We start from the raw sequence: 21,811 nt of genomic DNA on the forward strand, positions 1-21,811 counted from the left end.
CCGGCGCGGGCCGGGTCGTAGGCTTCGGCGCATGGTGACTGCGACGGTCCGTGAGTGGCGCGACGAGGAAGGGTGGGGTGTGCTCGACTCCCCCGAGACTCCCGGCGGCTGCTTCGGCCACTACTCCGACATCCAGATGACCGGGTTCCGCACCCTGGAGCCCGGACAGCGAGTGGACCTCACGTGGGAAGCCCCCGGCTTCAAGCAGGACGGGTACGACTACCGCGCGGTGAGCATCGTGCCTCGGCCTGCCTGATCCCCGACATCCCCGACCTCTGACACCTGGCCCCTGCCACCTGGCACGCCTCGCCCCCTGGCCTCTGTTTCCCGGCGTCTGACGCCCTGGCGTCCGACGCCTGGCGTCTGATCCCCTGACGTCTGGCGTCTGATCCCCTGGCGTCTTGCGCCTGGCGTCTGAGATCGACAGCCGTCTACGCCCACGCCCACGTTCCCCCACCTGTTCGCTGTCGCGTCGCGCCGCGTCCTAGGTCACGGGCGGGGTGTCGGAGGCAGGTGTTAGCTTCCGGCGTCGACGGACGGCAGGAAGAAGGGGTGGGTTCCGGTGGGGGCTTCGAAGTGGGATTACTACGTGCCCTACCAGGCGGACCTCGATGCTGCGCTCCAGCAGTTGCGGCGCGAGGTGTTCGAGGCCGGGGACTACTACTGGGTCAACGGTGGCGACTGGCGGCCGGAGGAGGAGCGGGAGCCTCGGCCGCGGTCGTTGGAGGAGCTGTGGGAAGTCGAGTTGGTCCAGGAGGCCGGTACGCACTCGATCCTGGACGTCTTCCGTGTCGTGGGACCTGACGACACCCCGGACTACAACACCGTGGAACCCGTGACGGCCGAGGAAGCGCGAGAGCTGCTCGGGACGGCCAAGCTGACCCGCGCGCACGTCAAGGACTTCGACGCCTTCCCCCGATCGCGATGGGTCGGACGGTGCGCCGTGCTGCACGACGACGAGGGCAACCCCCAGGAGATCCACTTCTGGGGTCACTCGGGCGACTGAACGGGCCGACCGGTTCCGGCTACCGCGTTCAGGCGACCAGGCCTGCGGCATGCTGAGCGTCCGCTATGGCCCTTCCGGTGTCGAGGCCGGCACCGACTTCCCGCGTCGGTGCCGGCCTCCGTGGCTGACGGTGTCAGTGGGCGTGGCCCATGTCGGCCTCTCTGTGCATTCCCGTGCACAGCGCCCAGACGACGAGAATGTTGACGACCACCAGCGTCAGGGCCCACAGGGGGTAGTACGGCAGCCACAGGAAGTTGGCGAGCGCGCCCAGGCCCGCCACCATCACGCCGAAGTAGCGTGCCCAGAAAGCACCGTTGAGGACCGCGGCACCGGCCAGGACCAGGACGATGCCCAGGATGAGGTGGATCCAGCCCCAGCCCGCCAGGCTGAACTCGAACGCGTAGTGACGCGTCTTGGCGAACACGCTGTCCCGGGCGATAGCGGCGATCCCCTCGAAGATCGCCATCGCGCCGCCGAAAATCATCATCGCGGACGCGAAGACGGTGGTACCGGATGCGGGGCCATGCCACGGGTGCGGGTTGGCGCCACTGGTCGTCATGTCGGCCTCCTCGGATGGCAGGGCCACCGTGAACTGGAATCCTCAGTAGCGGACCATCGCGCACGTCAGTTTCTTGCCATCGGACGTCTTCACGGTGAACTTGCCTCCGCTGAGCCCGCCGAGGTCGAACCCGCCCGACTTGTCCGTGCGGACGGTGCCCGAGGTGGACCCCGAATAGGTCACCTCCTTGCCGCCGGGCAATCCCTCGCCCCACAGGTGGTACTTGCCGTTCGACTCCGTCTCCACATGGCACGCCGCACGGTTCGCGGCGTCGGGCGCGGTGGCTGTGGAGGTGGCGGTGGCGGTGGCGGTCGAAGCGTGTGCGGCCATCGTGGGGCCCACCGCGAGCGCGGGGGTCACCAGGAGCGCGAGTACTGCGAGGCGACGGGTCCGATTCATCATTCCACCTGCCTTGAGCTGCCTTGAGATGTTCGGTCCCCCATATTCCTTACGATCTCCCATATTTGCGCCTTATCGATTTTATCGCCCCATTTGCCTCACGGCATCTCGCCGTTGTCCGCCGCCATTTCGCCGCCATTTCGCCGCCACTTCGCCGCCGCCTCCGGGCGGGGACCGGGGCGCCTCATGGCGAAGGGGCACTCCCTCGGCGGGAGTGCCCCTTCTTCGGGGGAGGTGGGTTCCCCGTCTAGCCGGGAGTGCCGAAGACCTGGACCGCGCGGTCGCCGGACACCGCTACACCGGTGTCGGTGAAGGAGCACCTCAGCATGTCGGCCTTGTGCGGCGGGTCGTCCAGCCAGCCCTGCACATGGTCCTTCGCGGTTGCGTGGCCGGGACCGGAGACGTTCTCGCCCCAGGCACTCCAGTTGTAGCCGGCCTTGTCGATGCGCTGTTGCGTGCCGGAGCCGTCGGAGCCCGTGTGCCCCGTCAGGTTGTTCTTCGCCATGTCTTCGGCGTGCTGCTGAGCAGCCTTGGTGAGCTCGGGGTTCGACTTCAGGGCCGGACAACCGGCGTTCTTGCGCTCCTCGTTGACCAGGGTCAGGATCTCGCCCGCGGAAGCCTGTTGTACGACAGAGGGGACCGAGGGAACGGTCACGGTGGCGGCGCCGGCGGTTGCTGCACCGCCGAACGCCAGCAACGGAGTCGCGCAGGCGGCTACGGTCATCTGGCGAATGCGACGTGTTCTCATGAGCATGACATCCTCTTCCTCGTCCGGCAGGGATGCTTTCGACAGAGCGCCCTCCCCTGCGGCCCGTTCCTCCCCCGCCCCCGTGCCGTGCCCCTGTCTTCGATCACTCTGGCATCCATCGTGGACGCACTGGGCCATTCGTGCACCCGGAGGCCGCTCACCTGCTGAAATGCATGGTTGGGGGATGTGTTCTAGCGTCGAAATGATCGCCCTGTGGCGCGCTGCCGCCCCGCGCGGACCGCGCGTCATACGAACCGCGAAGCACGAGAGAGCAGGTGCGTTCCCATGCGTCCGTCAGCTCGTATCCCCAGCGTTCTCGCCGGTCTGGCCCTCGCCCTTGGCGGTGTCGGCCTGGCCGCTCCGACAGCCCACGCCGACATCCAGTCCTGCCAGGACCACGTCCAGGAAAACGGCACCGACGTCACGGACGCCGTGCGCATGGCGTGTTACGTGGGTCTGGTGGGAGACCAGATCCGCTGCGCCGGCGGGCTGACCGACATCGGCGTCGCGCCCGCGACCGCCATCGAGGCATGCCGACAGGCTCCGGGTAACGGCTAGGGCCCGTCCGGGCCGAAGCACCCCTAGGAGCGAGGATCCGGCGTGTCTGCCGACCGTCCGGGCGGCGTCGGGGCAGGGTGAGGGGGCCAGGTCGAGCGCACGGGACGTCGTACGCGACAGACCGGACTCAGCCGGTCCCGTCACCGCTGCGTCACAGGTGTTCGACCTGGAGAACCCCACACCCACCCACTCTGTCTCTGTCTGTATCGACGGCGCCGACTCCTGTCGGCGCCCGGTGCGTTGACGACTTCGGGGGACAACATGCAGCACAGCAATGGCATGCGCGGCACCGTGATGGCGATGGTCGCGGCCTCGGCGGCACTGATGCTGGCCGGGTGCCAGTCCGGCGACAGCGGATCGCACACGGTCGCGTCCTCGCCGACCCGTACGCCGAGCGCCTCGGAGTCGCGCTCCGGTTCGCCGGACTCCGCCGCGTCGGCGTCGACGGCCGCGGACGGCACGTCGGCGGCACCGGCGGGGAGCCCCTCCGCCGGATCCGGCCCGGCCGGCAGCGCGGCGACGACCTGCGCGGCAGCCGACCTGAAGGTGGCCGCACGCCAGGCCACCGACCGCCCCAAGGGCACGGGAACCGGAGCGGCGGTCATCGAGTTCACCAACACCTCCGAACAGGCGTGCGACCTCAAGGGTCATCCGACAGTGGCCGGGGCGGCCAACGGTTCTCCGCAGAAGAACTCCCCGCTGTCCGTGACGCGGACCGGATCGGCGTCTTCGGTACGGGTGGCCCCGGGCGGCAGCGCCTGGGTGAAGCTGACCTTCGTCCAGGTCCAGGGCGAGGCCGACGGCTACTGCGCGTCCGGCTCGGACCCCGTGGTGTACCCCACGCTCGTGATCGGTCTGCCGGGCTCGGGGGCGCACCAGGTCGCCCTGGACGACGGTCAGTTCGCCGAGTGCGAGAACAAGGTGACGGTCACCGCGGTGACGGCCGCCGAGCCTTCCTGACCGGACCGGCGCGGCCGGTGGTTCCGGCGGGCGCCGGTGGTACCGACGGCAGCCGCGGGCGCCGTCAATGAAGCGGTTTCTGCCCGCGCGGTATGCGGTTTCCGGGATGCTGAGCGACATGGACACCGTCCCTTTTCCGGGACGACGTGAACATCTCAACTCCCCTTGCCACACGTCCACTTACCGCGCTGGGCCGACGAAAGGACCGCTGTCATGGCCGCACCGCTGTCCGCCGCGAAGACACTCGCCGCGCTGAAGGCCGAGGGCCTCACCGTGCACGAGCACGCCGGCTGGAAGAGCCACAACCGTGACTCGGCGACGGGCAGGGCCTTCGGGCCCGTGATCGGCGTACTGATCCACCACACCGCCGGGCATGGCGACAAGGAGCTCTGCTACCGGGGCAGACCAGACCTCCCCGGGCCGCTCTGCCACAGCTGGCTCGGCAAGACCGACGGACTGTGGATGATCGGCCACGGCCGCGCCAACCACGCCGGGGCCGTCGACCTCGACGTTCTCGACGCCCTGCGGGCGGAGACCCGGCTTCCGCACGACGACCAGGCCAACGCCGACGGCAACGACTGCCTGTACGGGCTGGAGATCGAGAACCTCGGCAACGGCAAGGATCCCTACCCGGACGCGCAGTACCGACAGGCCGTGCTGTGGGCCGCGGCACTGTGCCGGGCGCACGGCTGGTCCGAGAAGTCCGTCGCCGGGCACAAGGAAGCCCAGCCCGGCAAGATCGACCCGAGTTTCGACATGGACGACTTCCGGGCCGACGTGCGCAAGCAGCTCGCGGCGGTGTCCACGAAGCCCGGGCCGGTCAAGCCCACCCCGACCAAGCCCGGCACGGGTACGGCGTCCAAGCCGCGCGTCGACCTGTCCCGTCTTGTCACGGCCGCGAAGACCGACCCCGGCGCCAGGCAGGGGCATGTCACTTACATGGCCGGTACGAACCTCACCGAAGCGGCCCTGGTCAAGCTGGGGTACCTCGCCGAAGCCTTCGCGGGCGACGGCTCCTTCGGCTCCACGACCGTCGCCGCCTACGCCAAGTGGCAGCGCCACCTCGGCTACACCGGCACCGACGCCAACGGCATCCCGGGCAAGGTCTCCCTCGGCAAACTCGGCGAGCAGAGCCACCTGTTCACCGTCGTCGCCTGAGCCGGACCGGGTGGACCGGACCGGGTGGACCGGACCGGGTGGACCGGATCCAGGTGACCGAGTCCAGGTGACCGAATCCGGGCGGCTCGATCCGGTACCTCACATCTTGCTCAGAAATCCCCCGGAAGCGGCACCTCCGCGACCCCGCGCTGGCATGCTCACGGCAGCCACAAGGGGGGAAACGCCATGTCAGAACGGACTCCACCAGCACGGACGAGAGCAGGCCTGACCACCGCCTGCCTCGCCCTGCTCCTTCCCGTCGCCGCCTGCACCTCCGGCGCCACGCACGCCGAGCAGTCCGCCCGGCCCACCGACGCCGAGCAGTCCGCCCGGCCCACGCACTCGGCCGAAGCGGAGGGGGCCCGTTCCGAGAACACCCCGTCCGTCGAGCAGCCACCGGAACTCGACACGGGCGTGACCCTGGCCGCCCGCCAGGGGGCGACCAGCGGGAGCGCCCACATCCCGTTCCGCGAGGGCGCGAAGGGCGACGCGCTCATCGTCGCGGTGCGTTGCCAGGGCCCGGGAAAGGTCGCCGTCATGGTGGACTCCGTCGACATCTTCTTCCGGCAGGACTGCCCGGCCCACACCGTCGGCACCATCTACAACCAGGTGGCCCTCACCGGCGTGGACCGCGGCGGCACCGTCTCCGTCACGGCCCCCTCCGGCGTCCGCTGGTCCCTGACCGTCGGCCGTGGGGAACCGGTCGAGGCGGACCCCCCGACAGCCGGCGGCTGATCCCCGGACGCGCCGGGGACCAGTCGGCGGCCTCCCCATGTCCCTACTTGGCGTCGATCAGGTCGTGCGGCGGTACGGTCACCGTGCGGGCGTCCGGCGTGCCGCCCAGGACGACCTTGCGCAGAGCGACGTTGTTGCCGAGGTTCGTCTCCTGGAGACGCTTCTCCGGGTTGGCGATGACCTCGATGTAGTACGTGCCGTTCGGCAGGCCGGTGATGTCGAAGGACTGGCCGGGGCGGTACTGGGTGTACGTGTCGCCGGAACCGACGTCGAGGACCTCACGTACGGAGATCGAGTTCTGCTGGCCGCAGGCGGTCGACAGGTCGGTGTTGTACGGGTGCCAGTTGGCGTTCTTGACCGTGTAGTCGATGGCGTCGGTGTTGGCCAGGCAGAACGCCTCCTTGCCGCTGCGCACCTCCTCGGTCTTGTCCGCGCTCAGCAGGCGGTAGCTCGCGAAGTCCGTGAAGTGCCAGTGCTCGTGGCCGATCCGGGGGTCCCACTCCATGGTGCCGGTGGGGGTGTAGCCGACCTGCTTGCCGTTCGCGTCGTAGAAGTACTGGTACGCGTCCATCAGGTCCTTGCCGGGGCTGCGGAAGCCGTCCACGACGAGGGGGGCGGGGCCCGCGTTCCAGACGTTCGCGCTGAACGCGAGGTAGTCCTTGCCCGGTACGTCCCCGTCCTCGCCGTCCGTGATGGCGATGTCCCAGGCCGGGAGCGAACGCAGGTCGGGCTTGGGCACGTTCGCCGGTACGCCCGCCGGTCCGGAGGGCCGCTCAGCGCCGGCCGTGAGCGCGGGCGCGATGCGCGAGCCGTCGGTGTGACCCGGGCCGTCACCCAGGTGGTGGGCCAGGCCGCGGTCTTCGAGGGCGTGCGAGAGGGCGGCGGGGGTGGGCGCGTCGGCGCCGCGCGGGCCGTGCTGGTGGGCCGGGCCGGCAGCGGGCGCCGAGTGCCCGGAATGCGTCGAGTGCGCGCCGCGGTCGGCCGTCAGTCCCTGGCCGCCGCCCTCGTTGCTCTGCTGCCGTACCGTCACCTTGATCGTCGGGCTGTCGTCAGGGATGCCGAACAGGTCGCGGTACTTCTTGGCGACCGAGACCTTGGCCGTGTACTCGCCCGCCGGCAGGTCCACCGGCTTGTCGTAGTCGACCGTGCTGGAGTTGGACGCCCACCCCTTCTCCACGCCCCACACCGAGCCGAGGGTGAACGGGTTGGTGGGGCAGCTCTCCGGGTAGTGCGAGGTGGCCGGGGCGTCCGGGCGAAGGCGGCCCGAGGCGTTGTTCGGGCAGAAGGACCCCTTGTTCCTGGAGACCTCCTGACCCGCCGCGTTCCTGACCGACACCTCCAGGAAGCCGGGCAGGCCGGAGAAGTCCTTCACCAGGCCGGCGGGGAGGGTCTTGGTCTGCGTACGGGTGCCGTTGCGGAGGATCTGCTGCGCGACCACCGGGTCCTTGTACGACTTCCGCGTCACCTTGAGCTCCAAGGGCGCGTTGTCGACCGTGACGTACGTGCCGAGGTCAAGGTAGACCCCGGGCTCGCCCTCCCAGCGGTCGAGTGTCACGGAGTTCGCTGCGGCGATCAGCCTGAGCTGCGGTTTCCCGGGTGTGGCGGCCTCGGCCGTCCCCGCTCCGGGAGCGGCTCCGGCGGCGGTGGCCACGACGGTGAGTGCGGCGGCTAAGGCGAGCGTCGAGCGCTTCAGACGGTGGCGTTGTTCCTGACTGGTCATCGGGTCCTCGTCTGTGATGGATGCCGAACCTGTGAGCATCCTGTGAGAGGAGTAAAGAGCGTGTCCGGGTTGCCTGCTGAGGTCACATTCGCCCCGATGGGCCAGTACGTCGGGGCGCCTCACGGTCAGCCGAAGGCGACCTCGGAGAGGTCCCGTTCCAGCTCCGCCCGGTGGAACTCGTACGTAGCGATGCCGGAGACCTTGATCACGAGGCAGAAGCGCTCGACCGACGACAGTTCCTTGGCCACCCGTCCGAATTCGCGGCGGAGGAAGTGGACCGCGGCCAGGTTGCCCACGGCGGACTGCCCGCACACCAGGAACACCGGCCTGCTGGACTCCCGCGGCAGAAACTTCGCGACGAGGGCGTACTCCTGGTTACGCCGGTCGTACGGGAAAGTCTCCCCGTCGACCTCGATGGCGACCGAGTCCGGGCGGGCGCTGTCATAGGGATGGACGGTCACTCCGGGCAGGTGCGCGGCGAGATGGCCCGCCGTACGGGCGTTGGCGCCGAGCGGACCGCCGACGCAGAACTCCGTACGGTCGCCGTTGCCGCCCCGGAAGTCACCCGACTCCAGCGTCGCGTCACAGCCCAACTCGCCGGCCAGAAGCGACAGTTCCACGACAGCCCGGACGTCCTGGTAATGGGCGCTGCCGGGAGAGTCGTGCTTGCCGCCCAGTACGACGAGGCACGTCTCACCGGGCCGGACGCCGAAGAACTCGGCCCGTCTGTTCACCTCCCGGGCCCGCTTCGCCCGCTCCCCCAGCCATACGAAGCCACCACCGAGCAGGCTGGTCACCAGTCCGATCGCGATGTTCACCAGCACCGACTGAATCGTGTCCCCCACTCCACGACGAAACGTCCGCGGACCATTCTCGGGGAGCCTCCGGGGTTTTGGCGTTCGCGAGGTGAAAGTGACGCTCCGTGGTCATCATGGCGGTATGGGTAACGGCAGTGGCGGCAGGCGCCGCACGAAGAACGCGTCCGCGATGAAGATGGTCGGCTCACTGGTCGGCGTCTTCCGGCGCACGGCCGGCCTCACCCAACGGGCCCTCGCCGAACGGCTGCTCGTCGACGAGGAGACGATCGCGTCGATCGAGCAGGGCCGCAGGACGCTGAAGGAGGACCTGGCGACGGCCCTCGACGACCTCCTCGACACGAAGGGCGCGTTGGCGGTCGCGGTGGCGAACATGCCGGAGGTCGATCTGTTCCCTCGGTGGGCGGAGGAGTACATCGACCTGGAGCGGGAGGCGCTGACGCTGTCCTGGTACGACAACCAGGTGCTGCCGGGGCTGCTCCAGACCCCCGCCTACGCACGGGCCGTCTTCCTGAACGACGTCCCACCGCTCACGGAGGAGGAGATCGACCAGCGGGTCGAGGCGCGCATCGAGCGACAGGACATCCTGCAACGCAAGGTGCCGCCGAGCGTCAGCTTCGTCATCTCCGAGGTGACCGTGCGGGACCGACTGGGTGGGGACGAGGTCTACTTCGAGCAGTTACGGCGGTTGCGGGAGTGGGCCCGTCTGCCGGGCGTGACGCTTCAGGTGATGCCTGTCGGACGGGACTTCCATGCCGGGCTGTCCGGCCCGTTCATTCTCCTGGAGACCCCCGATCACCAGCGTGTGAGCTACGTAGAAGGGCAGCTCAACGGCAGGATGATCGCCGATCCCGACTTGGTGTCCGTCCTGGAGCGCAAGTATGCGATGCTGCGAACTCAGGCGCTCAACCATCGGGAGACCGAGGGCCTGTTGGACCGTCTACTAGGAGAGCAATGAGCACCGCACTTCAGTGGTTCAAGTCCAGCTACAGCAGCGAGCAGGGCGGCGCATGCCTCGAATTCGCCGCCACCCCCGCCACCATCCACATCCGTGACTCCAAGCAGTCCCCCGGCACCGGGCCCACCCTCACCGTCACACCCGGCAGCTGGGACGCGTTTCTTTCGCTCGTGCGCCGTTAGCCAGGGTCACGGTCACCGTGAGGGACGCGGTGGCCATCAGTGTCATCGCGGTCGGGGGCGAGGTGAGCTGGGCGAGCGTGCCCGCCAGCAGCGCGCTCACGCCCTGCATCGTGAGCATCCCCGCTGAGTGCAACCCCAGTGCGTGACCGCTCAGTTCGTCCGGGGTCAGGGCCATCAGGCGTTCCTGCTGGAGCAGGCTCGCGCCGAAGCCCACGGAGGCCACGGTCACGAGGACCGCTGCCACGGGTAGGGCCGGGCGCAGGGCGAAGAGCACGTACGGCGTCGCCAGCAGCAGGAGCAGCGGGGTGATCAGGCGGGGGCGGACGGCGGGCGGTAGGAGACGGCCCGCCGTCACGTCGCCCGCCAGCATGCCGAGCGCCCCGCAGGCGAACAGCGGGCCGGCCGCGTCGGGGGCGTAGGGAACGTAGAGGGACTCGCAGCCCACGACCAGGCCGTTGGGCAGCCACAGGCCGAGGTAGACCAGGCGGCGGGGGCGGGCGGACCACAGCAGGACGTTGGTCCGCCAGGTCGCGGCGATCGAGGGGCGTCCCGTGGTGCGGGGGCGGCGCGGGGTCAGGCCCAGGCGGAGGCCCGCGGCGGAGAGGGCGTACAGCGCCGCCGCGAGGAGGAGCGCGGGGCGCGGGGAAAGGACGGCGAGCAGGATGCCGCCCACGCCGAAGCCGGCGATCTGCATGAGCCCGACCATCATGTTGAACACCGAGCGGCCCAGCAGATAGCCGCCCCTGGGCAGGATCTCGTTCAGCAGGCCCCAGCGGACCCCGCCGCCCAGCGAGGCGATCAGGCCCTCGACGAGGACGACGGCGAGGACCGCCCCGATCGGTAGGCCCGGCACGGCCAGGACCGCCGTCGCCACCGCGAAGGAGAGCGCGATGCCCGCCAGGGTCGTACGCGGGGGCAGCCGGTCGGAGCCCGAGAGCAGGAAGGCCGCCCCCACCACCTGGGCCAGGGTCGGCCCGAACATGCTGAGCGCGGACAGGAGCGGGGAGCCCGTCGCCCGGTACACCAGCGTGGCGAGCGCCAGACCGCTCACCGTCTGGGCGGCGATGCCGACCGAGGTGGAGAGGAAGAGAGGGGTGAATTCGGGCGTGCGGAACAGGGACCTGTAGCTGCCGTCTGCGGTCATGGACGGAGTCTCGGGCGGGACCGGAAGCGGTCGATATTGTTTCGCGTGGGTGCGAAAGGTGGGGGCGGGTCATGGGCTGGTGGCAGGTCAACGCGGACACGCTGGCCCGCAGCCGGTTCGTGCTCTCCCCGCTCGCCGAGACCTTCGCGAGCCTGAAGCTGCTGCACGCCGGCGCGGGCCGGCACCCCGGGGAGCAGGCGTGGCTGCGTACGCACCTGCCCGCCTACCGGGAGCTGCTCGCCGCCGACCCGGTCACGGCGCTGCTGGTGCGCGCCGGGCTGGGGCGGGACTGGATCGCCGACTTCCTCACACCCACCCCGCGCGACGGGGAGGCCTTCGCGGAGGAGGTCGCGCGGGTGCGGGCGGTGCCGGCCGACGCGGCCCGCGCGCAGCTGCGGGTGTCCCTGGCGGGCCCGCTGCCCGCCGCGCTGGAGCGCGACGACGAGCTGCCCGAGCGGGCGGCGGCGCTGCTGGAGTGGGTCTGGGAGGAGACCGTACGGCCGTACTGGGCTCGGCGCAGGCGGGTCCTGGAGGCCGATGTCGTCGCGCGGACGGCGCAGGTCAGCCGGGGTGGCTGGGCGGCCGTACTGGACGCGCTGCGGCCCGGGACCCGGTGGCTGGGCGAGAACCGGCTCCAGGTCAACGCGCACGAGTACCCGCCCCGGGAGATCTCCGGGTCCGAGCTGGTGTTCGTGCCGGTCACCCCGCAGACCGGCTGGGTGGCGTGGGAGGAGGCGGACCGGTACGCGGTGGTCTACCCCTGCGCGGGCGTCCTCGCCGACGACCACGGCCGCCCGCCCGTGCCCGCGAGCCTGGGTGCGCTGCTGGGGGCCGGCCGGGCGGCGGTGCTCGTGCTGCTCGGCGCGCCGATGAGTACGACGCAGCTGGTCGCCGTGACCGGGCAGGCGCTCGGCTCGGCCGGTCGGCATCTGCGGGTACTGCTGGACGCGGGGCTGGTGGAGCGGCGGCGGGCGGGGCGGTCGGTGCTGTACTCGCGCTCCGCGGCCGGGGAGGTGCTGGTGAAGGCGGCCCGGCGGAGCTGACGCGGTCGGGCCGCCGGAGGTGGCCGTCGTCGGGCACCCATCCGGCGCTGGTTAGCATCGCAGGCATGACTGCTGACTCTTCTGACTCTTCCGCCATCCTGTACGACGTCGAGATCGACGCCCTCCAGGGCGGCTCCGCGAACCTCGCGCAGTACGCCGGCCAGGCGGTGCTGGTGGTGAACGTGGCCTCCAAGTGCGGGCTGACCCCGCAGTACACCGGCCTCGAGCGACTGCACGCGCGCTACGCCGAGCAGGGCTTCACCGTGCTGGGTGTGCCCTGCAACCAGTTCCTCGGGCAGGAGCCCGGCACCGCCGAGGAGATCGCCGAGTTCTGCTCGGCGACGTACGGCGTGACCTTCCCGCTGACCGAGAAGGTCGAGGTGAACGGGGAGTCCCGGCACCCGCTGTACGAGCGCCTGGTCGGCTTCGCCGACGCCGAGGGCCACACCGGGGACATCCGCTGGAACTTCGAGAAGTTCCTGATCGGGCGGGACGGCAAGGTCGCCGCCCGGTTCGCGCCGCAGACCGAGCCGGAGGCGGCGGAGGTCGTGGCGGCGGTGGAGGCCCAGCTCGCCGGCTGACCCCGCCCGTCTCCCCTGCCCGTCGGGGGGCCGGTCCGTCGGGTGGGGGAAAAGGCCGAGCCCTCTCGGCAAGGACGGCGGGCTGGTCGAGAGGGCTCTGCTGGTGCTTATGGAGTTGTGGGTGGTGTCGGTGCATCAGTGGAGGTCGAACGCTCCCTTGCCGACCTCGGTGACGAAGGCGTTCCACGACTGTGCGGGGAAGGCCAGTACGGGACCCTCGAGAACCTTGGAGTCACGTACGGACATGGCCGCGACGACCGGTGACTTGACCTCGACGCATGCGCCGTTCCCCGTGGAGTAGGAGGACTTGGTCCACGTGTCCGTGACGCCCTGACGAATTGCCATTTCTGCTCCGGATTGCCAGTTGTTGAGTTGCTGTCACCGCACGACGCGTCCGACTCCGGACCCACAGCGCGGTTTGCGCCAACCTTGTTGCTTGATGGCGTGATCGACGCTACTCGCCAACATCGGCTTACGAAGCGACTATTCACTCGACTGGATGGCATATTCCATTGGGGTCTTCCATCCAGGACGGTGGAAGGTGTACCGTGCGGCACTTTTGCCCCTAGCGTGCGTACTCCTTCGCGATGTCCGCGATGAACTGGCGCGACTGGTCGACGTTCAGGGCCTGCGCCCGCAGGTGTTCGTACATCACGCTGTACTTCTGGACGTCGTTGGCCTTCTCCAGGTAGAGGTCGCTGGTGACGCCCTCGATGTAGACCACGCTGGAGTCCGCCGCGTCGGGGAACTCCAGGATCGCGTACTGGCCGTTCAGACCCGGGTGCGCGCCCATGTCGAAGGGGATCACCTGCACGGTGACGTGCGGGAGCTGGGACTGCTCGACCAGGTGCTCCAACTGGTCCCGCATGAGGGACCTGTTGCCGACCACGCGCTTCAGGGCCGCCTCGTCGAGCACGGTCCACAGGCGCAGCGGGGCCTCGGGGGTGGAGATGCGTTCCTGTCGGCGCATCCGCACCTGCACCCGCTTCTCGATGTCCGCCGGTGCCGTCTCCGGCAACGCGCCCGCGATCAGCGCCTCGGCGTACTGCCGGGTCTGGAGCAGGCCCGGGACGACCTGGGGGTCGTACACCCGCAGGCTCGCCGCGTCCGTCTCCAGACCGATGTAGACGCTGTACGGGATGTCGCCGAAGGAGTGCCACCAGCCCTGCTGGCGCGAGTCCTTGGCCATCTGCATCAGCGAGTCGACGATACGGACGTCCTCCACCTCGTAGACCCCGCACAGATCGCGGACGTCACGCTGGCTGATGCTGCGCCGGCCGTTCTCCAGCCGACTGATCTTCGACTGGGACACCAGCAGTCGCTCGGCCACCTCTTCGGCCGTCATGCCCTTGAGCTCACGGAGCCGGCGAAGCTCCTGGCCCAGCCGGCGTCGCCTGACAGTGGGATTGACATTGGACGCCACGGGACGTGCACCTCCGGCTGCGTGCCTCTACTTGCCACTTTGCGTATCTGCTGTTGAGCAGATTGCCACCAAGGTGCTTCTTACCGCTGGCAAACGGTGGATATGCGGCAGGTACGCGCCAGTTACACAACGGTTCCGGAACGCGGTGGAGCGGGGCGGCGAGACCATAGGCCTCTCCACCCCGCTCCACCAGCGGCTCCCGTACCGGGTCTGAGTGCCGTGGTACTGCGGCTCAGTGGGCCACGGCGCGCGCCATCGAATCATGGCGCGGTTGCGACGGAACGCCACGAGCGGGTTCCGGCGCGGACCTGGCTCCCGCTCCGGCCTGGCGGCCGGCCGGGGCAGGGTTGCGGCGTGGCTGTGCCCCCACGCCGTTCTGGACGTCCATCACGGCGTGCGCCACGAGACCGCCCATGGGGTCGTGCCTGATCAGGTCCCGCAGCCGGGATCGGGACGAGCGTCCCTCGTTCCCCGGATACAGGTGCTTGCCGAGGCCGACCGCGTGCGCCAGGGCGGCGAGCGCCGCGGTCCGCGGGTCCGGCGGCACGCCGGTGCGGATCGCGGAGTCCAGTCGGGCTCTGATCTCCCGGCTGATCTCGGTGTCCGTCGCCTGGTAGCGAGTCGTCGGCAACACCCCGCACATCTGACCGGCCACGGCATGCACCATGCCGCACCGCTCCAGATGCGAGAGGTAGGTCTGACGGAGCCCCAGTCGTGGCCCGCCAATCCAGTTGACCGCCCGTACGGGAGCACCGCGCCTGCGCAGCAGCTCCAACGCACAGTCCAAAGTTGGATCTCCAGTCGGCCGTGGTACCACCACGGCGATACGATCCCCGTCTGGGGCTATCCGTCCGGCCAGCGCCAGCTCCACTAGCTGTGCTCCGGCCAGACCGAGGTCGAGCGACTGCGGCTGTGCGGTGGTACCCGTGGTCGGGTCCAGCGCCAGCAGCAGAAGCTCCTCCGGAATTGTTCTGCGGCTCCTGCCCATCCATGCCTCCCCGCGTGGATGAATGACAGGGTGACCCCTCTCACATTGGTCTGTCGAGAGTGCCTGACCGGTTCGTGAGGGAACCGGTAGGTATGTCGTTCTCGTCTACCGCAGCAGCCAAGCCCTCACACAGGACACTGGTACATGGTTCGGACAGCGCGGGAGCGGTGTCGCGGGCGGGCGGTTCACACGGTTCGGTAGACGCACGGTGGGCGTGCGGCGCATGGAGGAGGCATCGGTGGCGGGCGAGTCCCCCGACAGGTCCAAGCAGCGCGAGTCGTCGACAGAAACGACGTCGGGGAGCGCGGGCGCGGTTCCCGAGGCCCGGGGCGGGGCGCGCGATCCCCGGCTCGCGGTGGCCCGGGAGTCGTCGTCCGGCGGTGGGGTCGACACCGCGACGAAGGTCTTCTCCGTACGGGAGCCGTCCGCGGCCGCGGACGCGGAGAAGCCGGACGCGGAGAAGCCGGACGCGGCGGCGACGGACATCGAGGAGCCGGGCGACGGGGAGACCGGCGAGCGGGCCGAGGTCGAGGCCGACGACGCGACGGCTGACGACTCGGCGGGCGACTCGGCTGACAACTCGGCGGGCGGCGAGGCCGACGGCGAGGCGGCCGAGGAGTCGACGGAGGCCGAGGGCTCCGAAGGCGCCGAAAGCGATGAGCACGGCGAAGAGGGCGAAGAGGGCGAAGGCGCCGGAACGGGCGCAGTCGCCGAGGGCGACGCCCCGGACGGTGACGCGCGACTGCGGGCCGCCGTGGCCGCCTGGGTCGGGTCCGCCGGCCAGAAGGCCGACACGGACACCGAGGCCTCCGACAGCGCCGACGGCGCCGAGAACGCCTCCGACGCGGAAGGCGCCGCCGAGGCCCCTGAGAGCCCCGCGGACGCCCCGCAGGACGCCTCCGAGGGTGCCGCGGCGGCCGCCGACGGCGACGAGGCCGAGGACGCCGACGAGAACGCCGCCGAGGGCGCCGCTCAGGACACCCGCGAGGACACCGACGAGGACGCCCCGAAGGCCGACTCCGAGCCGGAGACGGACGCGGAGCCGGACACGGACGCGGAGGCCGAGACCAAGGCGGAGGCGGAGGCGGAGACCGCCTCCGAGGCGGAGGCCGAGCACGACGCCGAGACCGAGCACGACGCCGAGACCGAGCGCGACGCCGAGACCGACGCCGACGCCGCGCCCCCCGTGGATCAGCCCACCGCCGTCTTCAAGCTCGTACGGCCCGACAAGCCCGCCGTCGACCAGCCCACGACCATGCTGAAGCTGGGCGGCGCCACCAAGGCTCCCGAGCCCGCCGAGGCCCCGGGGAAGGCGCCGGAGAAGGCCGCGGACAAGGCGCCCGAGAAGGCCCCCGAGTCCGACGCCGAGCGCACCAGCAGGTTCGTCGCCCTCAAGCATCTGGACGCGCCGGAGACCCGTAGGCCGAAGCCCGCGGACCAGACCGCGGTCGTGCCGCAGGTCGGGCCGGAGCGGACCACGCAGCAACCGCTGCCCCCCAAGCCGCCGCTGGACCTGCTGGCGGAGCTGACGAACACGCCGCCGCCCCCGGAGACGGCGCTGCGGACCGCCTACCGCCGGTTGAAGATCTGGACGCCGCTGGTCATCCTGCTGGCGGTCGCGTTTGCGATCGTGCAGGCCGTGCGCCCGCTGCCGGCGACCGCGCTGACGCTCACCGCCGAGGACTCCTACACCTTCGACGGCGACAAGGTCGACCTGCCGTGGCCGAAGGAGGGCCAAGGCTGGATGGACGTCAACGGCATCGGTTCGATGGGCGACTTCGGCGAGCAGAAGCCGGTCGCCATCGGCTCGGTCGCCAAGGCGATGACGGCGTACATCGTGCTCAAGGACCACCCGATGAAGTCGGGCGAGGAGGGCGCGAGCATCCCCGTCGACGCCACCGCCGAGAAGGAGGGCGGCTACGACAAGGACGGCGAGTCCACGCTCAACACCGTCAAGGAGGGCGACAAGCTCACCCAGAAGCAGGCCCTGTCGGCCGTCATGATCCCGTCGGCGAACAACATCGCGCGGCTGCTGGCCCGCTGGGACGCGGGCAGTGAGGCGGCGTTCATCAAGAAGATGAACGACACCGCCAAGGAGCTCGGGATGACGAACACGACGTACACCGACGCCTCCGGCCTGAAGGAGACCACCGTCTCCAGCGCCGAGGACCAGGTGAAGCTGGGTCACGAGCTGGTGAAGATCCCGGCGCTGATGGACATCACCAAGCAGCCGAACTGGACCGACCCGTCGGGCCAGAAGTGGCGCAACTACAACGCGCTCGTCCCCTACGACCACGCCCTCGGCATCAAGACCGGCACCACCACCAAGGCCGGCGGCAACCTGCTGTTCGCCGCCACCAAGGAGGTCGGCGGCACGACGGTCACCGTGGTCGGCGCGATCCTCGGTCAGCACACGGCGCCGATCATCGACACGGTCAACGCGGTCAGCAAGACCGCGATGCTCGCCGCGCAGGACGCGATGACCTCGGCGAAGATCCTGAAGAAGGGCGATGTCGTCGGATACGTCGACGACCGGCTCGGCCACCACACCCCGGTGGTCGTCGCCAAGGACGTCGCGGCGGTCGGCTGGGCCGGACTGAAGGTGAAGCTCACCTTCGACTCCGGCGACGTTCCGCACACGGCGAAGGCCGGCACACAGGTCGGCACGCTCACCGTCGGCGACGGCTCGGGCGACGCGGTCGAGGTGCCCGTGACGCTCCAGACGGACCTGGTCGAGCCGGGCTTCACGGACAAGGTGACACGTCTCGGCTGATCGCACCCGTCCCGCCCACCCGTTCCGTACCACCGCGCCCCGTCGCCTGGCTCCATCCGGGAGCCCGTCGGCGGGGTGCGTGCTAGCGTCACGAAACAGGACAGGTCACCTGTCGCGGAAACGCCGCCGTGAAGTCGAGGAGAACGGCTCGCTGCGGAGAACAGAAGACAGGACACGGGGAGTGCCTTCAGGTGGCCACAACGGAGCCGACACGCGCCGACGAAACCGGTCCAGGAACGGACACCGCTCCGGGGACGGACACCGACCCGCGAATACGGCCGCCCGCGCCCGGAGCGAGCACTCCCGGGACACGTGACACCGGAGCGAGCACTCCCGGGACACGTGACACCGGGACGAGCGGTCCCGGAACACGTGAGACCGGGACCAGCACTCCCGGGACGCGTTCCGCCGGCGCGGGTGACACCCGGCTGCGGGCCGCCGTCCCCGCTTTCCATGATCTGCGGCAGCGCCTGCTGCGGCACCCCGTCCTCTCCGTCACCGCCCTCGCCGGAATCCTGCACATAGTCTGGTTCTTCACGTTCGCGAACAGCGGTGGGGACCTCGCGGCGCAGGACGCGTGGGCCGAGTTCGTCGGCCGGCACCCCGACTCGGCGTACAACCTCGCCTGGTACGGCGGGATGCACGCGGTGTCCTACAGCGTGGTGTCGCCCTATCTGATGTCGGTGCTCGGTGTCCGTACGACGATGATGATCGCCGGGACGGTGTCGGCCGGGCTGCTGACCCTGGTCCTGCTGCGCAGCCGGTCGGTCCGCAACCCCCTGTGGGCCTCGCTGGCCGGTGTCTTCGCCCTTCTCTGCAACGCCATCTCGGGCCGCGTGACCTTCGGGCTCGGCACGATGTTCGCGCTGGCCGCGGTCGCCTGTGTGTTCTGCTGGCCGTACCGCTGGCGCCACAAACGGTGGGCGAAGGCCTGCTGCGCGGGTCCGCTGGCCGCGCTCGCCACCATGTCGTCGCCGGTCGCCGGTCTGTTCGTGGGCCTGGTGGCCGCCGCGCTGTTCCTCCAGAAGCGGCGTCCGGGCGCCTGGGCGCTGGGGCTCGGCCCGACCGCCGTGGTCGCCGTGTCCGCCTGGCTGTTCCCGTTCTCCGGCACGCAGCCGATGTCCTTCTGGTCGGCGAGCCTGCCGCTGCTCTCCGCGGTGGTCGTCTTCGCCGTCGTACCGCACGAGTGGAAGACCGTGCGGATCACGGCCGCGGTGTACGGGCTGGCAGTGCTGCTGGTCTGGCTGATCAGCTCGCAGATCGGGTCCAACATCACCCGGCTGGCGATGCTGTTCGAGGGCGTGGCCCTGGTGGCGGCCCTGCCCTTCGCGGTCCCGCGCTCGCGCAAGTGGTACGCGATCGTGCTGGCCCTGGTCGGCTTCACGGGCTGGATCGGCTTCAAGTCGGTCGACGACATCATCCACACGACCCCGGCGGCGTCCTGGGCGCGCGAGCTCGCGCCGCTGGTCAACCAGCTTCAGCAGGTCGGCGCGGAGAAGGGCCGGGTGGAGGTCGTACCGGCCCGCTCGCACCGCGAGGCCTCCGCCCTCGCCCCGTACGTCAACCTGGCCCGCGGCTGGAACCGGCAGGCCGACATGGAGCGCAACCCCCTCTTCTACGACGACACGCTCAACTCCGCGAACTACCACGAGTGGCTCCAGCGCTGGGCCGTGCACTTCGTCGTGCTGCCCAAGGACGAACCCGACGGCGACGGCGGGCAGCGCGAGCGACAGCTGGTGCAGCGCGGGCTGCCGTATCTGAAGCAGATCTGGGGCGACGCCAACTGGCAGCTGTTCCAGGTGACCGACCCGGCGCCGCTCGCCGAGCCGAACGCCGTCGTCGACCGGGCCGAACAGGTCGAGCTGACGATCGAGGTGAAGAAGGCGGGCCGCATCCTCATCCGGATCCCGTACTCGCCGTGGCTGAGCATCGTCGACGCCGACGGCAAGAAGCTCCAGCCGCCGCAGGAGACGCAGGAGTCCAAGCAGCGGGACGACGAGGACGCCCCGAAGACGTACGACAACGTCGACGGCTGTCTGCTGGAGACGGCGGAGGACGCGCAGGGCGACCGGTGGACGGTGCTGCTGGCGCCGAAGACGGGCACGTACCGGCTGGCGGCGCCGTACCAGCTGCCGCGGGGCACGCCGTGTCCGGACGGGATGAAGTGATCGTGGGCGCGGGCCGGCGAGGTCACCGCAGCCGGTCGACGTACCGGTCCGTGCCCGGCACCGTGGGGACGAACGGCGCCACGAGCTCCACCTGACCCAGCCCCGGTTCGGCGATCGCCGTGTCGAGGTCGGTGAAGCGGTCCTGCCAGCACTCGCGTGGATCCGTCTCCAGGAACCACAGCAGGGTGAGCCGGGTGTCGACGCCCTCGACCTGCCTGACGTAGGTCATGCGGTCGCCGGGAAGGGGGGTCGGGCGGAAGACCGTCACCATGGCGGCCGGGGAGCCCGCGAGCCGCCTGGGCAGATGGCGGGAGCGCAGCCAGTCCAGCAGTTCGGCGCGCCGCTCGGCCGTCTCGGCGTCGATCACCTGCACCACCAGGCCCGCGTAGGGGTGGTCGAGGGCGTGGTAGTCCCTCGGGCCGGCCGCTCCGTCGCGATAGACCGTGGCCTCGTGGTCCTGGAACGCCGTGAAGACATGGGTGCGGTCGTGGTAGACGCGGGCGTCCCGGTTGAGCCGCTTGTTGATCGCGACGGTCCACTTCATGTGCTCGTCGTAGCGGCCGGCGGTGATCCAGTACGTCGAGAGGTAGCAGCCGGCGGTCACCGGCTGGGCGATCGCCGACTTCTCGGGGTAGCGCAGGAGTTGCAGGTCCCGGGTGGCGACCCAGCGCCGGCCGGCGTACATCCAGGGCATGGCCATCGCGCCCGCGTAGTAGTGGTCGTCCTCGTACCAGCGGTTGTAGGCGTACTCGTGGCCCGGATGCGGCTCGACCATGGTGATCAGGGCGTGGCCGGGGCGGACGCCGTAGGGACCGGTGGCGGCCAGTTCGGCGTACCCGTCGCTGCGGGTCTCCTCGCTCATGGCGTTCCCCTTCCTTCCTCTGCTTCCCTCTTCCTTCCTCCTTCGGACGCCCATACTCTGACGGGCCGTCAGACAATGCGCCATACCCGGGAGGTCCTGATGTCACTGCTCACCGGCAAGACCGTCGTCGTCTCGGGAGTCGGGGCCGGGCTCGGCCACCAGGTGGCGGCGGCGGTCGTACGGGACGGGGGGAACGCCGTCCTCGGAGCGCGGACGGAGGCGAACCTCGCCAAGAGCGCCGCAGAGATCGATCCGGACGGGGCGCACACGGCGTACCGGGCGACCGACATCAGGGACGAGGGGCAGTGCGCGGCGCTGGCGGGGCTGGCGTCGGAGCGGTTCGGCGGGATCGACGCCGTGGTGCAGGTGGCGGCCTGGGACTCCTACTTCGGCGGCCTGGAGGACGCGGACTTCGCGACCTGGCAGTCGGTGCTCGACGTGAACCTGCTGGGCTCGCTGCGGATGACCCGGGCCTGCCTGCCGGGACTGAAGGCGCGCGGGGGCTCGGTGGTCCTCGTCGGTACGCAGTCGGCGGTGGCGGCCCCCTCTCAGGTGCGGCAGGCGGCGTACGCCGCGTCGAAGGGGGCCCTGACGAGCGCGATGTACTCGCTGGCACGGGAGCTGGGGCCGTACCGGATCCGGGTCAACACCGTGCTGCCGGGCTGGATGTGGGGTCCGCCGGTGCAGGCGTACGTGCAGTTCACCGCACAGACGGAGGGGGTACCGGAGGGTGAGGTGCTGGCCCGGCTGACCGGCCGGATGGCGCTGCCGGAGCTGGCGACGGACGGGGACGTGGCGGACGCGACGGTGTTCCTGGCGTCCGACCGGGCGCGGGCGATCACGGGGCAGTCGCTGCTGGTCAACGCGGGGGAGCTGATGCGCTGAGCCTCGTCGCGACCCCTTCGCACCCCTTCCAGATGTTCATATAGGTGAACCAAGGTCAGCTAGCAGAACTATTTTGCCTGCTCTTGACCTTACGCTCGCTTGTCGTGCCCACACAACCGCACCCACGATGAGCGGGCACTTCGCGG

The 21,811-nt window shown here is 70.2% G+C and carries 23 protein-coding genes; 13 read left to right on the plus strand and 10 right to left on the minus strand.

Annotation, left to right across the window (positions count from 1 at the left end):
* Nucleotides 1-31 precede the first annotated feature (31 nt).
* Together ACFV0T_RS13875 and ACFV0T_RS13880 are read left to right on the plus strand one after the other, a co-directional pair.
* Complete coding sequence (locus ACFV0T_RS13875; protein ID WP_385778012.1) at nt 32-256, plus strand: cold-shock protein; 225 nt, start codon at nt 32-34, stop codon at nt 254-256.
* Between the two features lie 306 nt (nt 257-562).
* The gene (locus ACFV0T_RS13880; RefSeq protein ID WP_385778014.1) at nt 563-1,006 is read left to right on the plus strand and encodes a hypothetical protein; all 444 of its coding nucleotides are present in this window, start codon (nt 563-565) and stop codon (nt 1,004-1,006) included.
* 133 nt (nt 1,007-1,139) lie between these two features.
* Here the strand turns inward: ACFV0T_RS13880 and ACFV0T_RS13885 are convergent, their stop codons facing one another.
* The 3 genes from ACFV0T_RS13885 to ACFV0T_RS13895 all read right to left on the minus strand — a co-directional run bounded on the left by ACFV0T_RS13885 (nt 1,140) and on the right by ACFV0T_RS13895 (nt 2,688).
* Nucleotides 1,140-1,565 (minus strand): hypothetical protein, encoded by a 426-nt coding sequence (locus ACFV0T_RS13885; RefSeq protein WP_385778016.1) that lies wholly within the window; start codon nt 1,563-1,565, stop codon nt 1,140-1,142.
* A gap of 42 nt (nt 1,566-1,607) precedes the next feature.
* Entirely contained in the window at nt 1,608-1,964 is a 357-nt protein-coding gene (locus tag ACFV0T_RS13890; RefSeq protein ID WP_385778018.1) for a hypothetical protein, read from the minus strand.
* A gap of 247 nt (nt 1,965-2,211) precedes the next feature.
* Nucleotides 2,212-2,688 (minus strand): CAP domain-containing protein, encoded by a 477-nt coding sequence (locus ACFV0T_RS13895; RefSeq protein ID WP_385778020.1) that lies wholly within the window; start codon nt 2,686-2,688, stop codon nt 2,212-2,214.
* Nucleotides 2,689-2,997: 309 nt separating this feature from the next.
* Here ACFV0T_RS13895 and ACFV0T_RS13900 point away from each other — a divergent pair, with 309 nt between their 5' ends.
* The 4 genes from ACFV0T_RS13900 (at nt 2,998) to ACFV0T_RS13915 (ending at nt 6,123) form a co-directional block, all read left to right on the plus strand.
* The gene (locus tag ACFV0T_RS13900; protein WP_385778022.1) at nt 2,998-3,270 is read left to right on the plus strand and encodes a hypothetical protein; all 273 of its coding nucleotides are present in this window, start codon (nt 2,998-3,000) and stop codon (nt 3,268-3,270) included.
* A gap of 261 nt (nt 3,271-3,531) precedes the next feature.
* A complete protein-coding gene (locus ACFV0T_RS13905; protein WP_385778024.1) occupies nt 3,532-4,230 on the plus strand; it encodes a DUF4232 domain-containing protein in 699 nt (232 codons plus the stop codon).
* A 213-nt stretch (nt 4,231-4,443) separates the two neighbouring features.
* A complete protein-coding gene (locus ACFV0T_RS13910; RefSeq protein WP_385778026.1) occupies nt 4,444-5,388 on the plus strand; it encodes an N-acetylmuramoyl-L-alanine amidase in 945 nt (314 codons plus the stop codon).
* Between the two features lie 186 nt (nt 5,389-5,574).
* On the plus strand, nt 5,575-6,123 hold the full coding sequence (locus ACFV0T_RS13915) for a hypothetical protein (RefSeq protein ID WP_385778028.1): 549 nt from the start codon (nt 5,575-5,577) through the stop codon (nt 6,121-6,123).
* 43 nt (nt 6,124-6,166) lie between these two features.
* On the opposite strand, the gene ACFV0T_RS13920 is transcribed toward ACFV0T_RS13915, so the two are convergent.
* Nucleotides 6,167-7,843 carry a lysyl oxidase family protein gene (locus tag ACFV0T_RS13920; protein WP_385778030.1) on the minus strand — a complete coding sequence of 559 codons (1,677 nt, stop codon included), beginning with the start codon at nt 7,841-7,843 and terminating at the stop codon, nt 6,167-6,169.
* A gap of 125 nt (nt 7,844-7,968) precedes the next feature.
* On the minus strand, nt 7,969-8,688 hold the full coding sequence (locus ACFV0T_RS13925) for a hypothetical protein (protein ID WP_385778032.1): 720 nt from the start codon (nt 8,686-8,688) through the stop codon (nt 7,969-7,971).
* Nucleotides 8,689-8,782: 94 nt separating this feature from the next.
* On the opposite strand from ACFV0T_RS13925, the gene ACFV0T_RS13930 reads away from it, so the two are divergent.
* Together ACFV0T_RS13930 and ACFV0T_RS13935 are read left to right on the plus strand one after the other, a co-directional pair.
* The gene (locus tag ACFV0T_RS13930; RefSeq protein WP_385778034.1) at nt 8,783-9,616 is read left to right on the plus strand and encodes a Scr1 family TA system antitoxin-like transcriptional regulator; all 834 of its coding nucleotides are present in this window, start codon (nt 8,783-8,785) and stop codon (nt 9,614-9,616) included.
* Nucleotides 9,613-9,798 carry a DUF397 domain-containing protein gene (locus tag ACFV0T_RS13935; protein ID WP_385778036.1) on the plus strand — a complete coding sequence of 62 codons (186 nt, stop codon included), beginning with the start codon at nt 9,613-9,615 and terminating at the stop codon, nt 9,796-9,798. Before ACFV0T_RS13930 ends, ACFV0T_RS13935 begins: the two co-directional genes overlap by 4 nt.
* Here ACFV0T_RS13935 and ACFV0T_RS13940 read toward each other — a convergent pair.
* Complete coding sequence (locus ACFV0T_RS13940) at nt 9,752-10,942, minus strand: MFS transporter (RefSeq protein WP_385778038.1); 1,191 nt, start codon at nt 10,940-10,942, stop codon at nt 9,752-9,754. The genes ACFV0T_RS13935 and ACFV0T_RS13940 overlap by 47 nt on opposite strands.
* 71 nt (nt 10,943-11,013) lie before the next feature.
* Between ACFV0T_RS13940 and ACFV0T_RS13945 the strand changes: the two genes are divergently transcribed.
* Together ACFV0T_RS13945 and ACFV0T_RS13950 are read left to right on the plus strand one after the other, a co-directional pair.
* Nucleotides 11,014-11,985 carry a transcriptional regulator gene (locus ACFV0T_RS13945; RefSeq protein ID WP_385778040.1) on the plus strand — a complete coding sequence of 324 codons (972 nt, stop codon included), beginning with the start codon at nt 11,014-11,016 and terminating at the stop codon, nt 11,983-11,985.
* A 65-nt stretch (nt 11,986-12,050) separates the two neighbouring features.
* Nucleotides 12,051-12,566, plus strand: coding sequence for a glutathione peroxidase (locus ACFV0T_RS13950; RefSeq protein WP_385778042.1), 516 nt, complete (start codon nt 12,051-12,053; stop codon nt 12,564-12,566).
* A gap of 135 nt (nt 12,567-12,701) precedes the next feature.
* On the opposite strand, the gene ACFV0T_RS13955 is transcribed toward ACFV0T_RS13950, so the two are convergent.
* The 3 genes from ACFV0T_RS13955 to ACFV0T_RS13965 form a co-directional block, all read right to left on the minus strand.
* Nucleotides 12,702-12,911 (minus strand): DUF397 domain-containing protein, encoded by a 210-nt coding sequence (locus ACFV0T_RS13955; RefSeq protein WP_385778044.1) that lies wholly within the window; start codon nt 12,909-12,911, stop codon nt 12,702-12,704.
* 220 nt (nt 12,912-13,131) lie between these two features.
* Nucleotides 13,132-13,989: a helix-turn-helix domain-containing protein gene (locus ACFV0T_RS13960; protein WP_385778046.1), complete on the minus strand. Its 858-nt coding sequence runs from the start codon at nt 13,987-13,989 to the stop codon at nt 13,132-13,134.
* Nucleotides 13,990-14,221: 232 nt separating this feature from the next.
* Complete coding sequence (locus ACFV0T_RS13965) at nt 14,222-14,977, minus strand: GPP34 family phosphoprotein (protein ID WP_385778048.1); 756 nt, start codon at nt 14,975-14,977, stop codon at nt 14,222-14,224.
* Between the two features lie 223 nt (nt 14,978-15,200).
* Between ACFV0T_RS13965 and ACFV0T_RS13970 the strand changes: the two genes are divergently transcribed.
* A complete protein-coding gene (locus ACFV0T_RS13970) occupies nt 15,201-17,750 on the plus strand; it encodes a D-alanyl-D-alanine carboxypeptidase (protein WP_385778049.1) in 2,550 nt (849 codons plus the stop codon).
* Between the two features lie 191 nt (nt 17,751-17,941).
* A complete protein-coding gene (locus ACFV0T_RS13975) occupies nt 17,942-19,918 on the plus strand; it encodes an MFS transporter (protein WP_385778050.1) in 1,977 nt (658 codons plus the stop codon).
* A gap of 22 nt (nt 19,919-19,940) precedes the next feature.
* On the opposite strand, the gene ACFV0T_RS13980 is transcribed toward ACFV0T_RS13975, so the two are convergent.
* Nucleotides 19,941-20,780 carry a hypothetical protein gene (locus ACFV0T_RS13980; protein WP_385778052.1) on the minus strand — a complete coding sequence of 280 codons (840 nt, stop codon included), beginning with the start codon at nt 20,778-20,780 and terminating at the stop codon, nt 19,941-19,943.
* Nucleotides 20,781-20,879: 99 nt separating this feature from the next.
* Here ACFV0T_RS13980 and ACFV0T_RS13985 point away from each other — a divergent pair, with 99 nt between their 5' ends.
* Nucleotides 20,880-21,665, plus strand: coding sequence for an SDR family oxidoreductase (locus tag ACFV0T_RS13985; RefSeq protein ID WP_385778054.1), 786 nt, complete (start codon nt 20,880-20,882; stop codon nt 21,663-21,665).
* Nucleotides 21,666-21,811 lie beyond the last annotated feature (146 nt).

It is taken from the genome of Streptomyces sp. NPDC059582, assembly GCF_042735715.1.
In the GTDB taxonomy this organism is placed as follows: Bacteria; Actinomycetota; Actinomycetes; order Streptomycetales; family Streptomycetaceae; genus Streptomyces.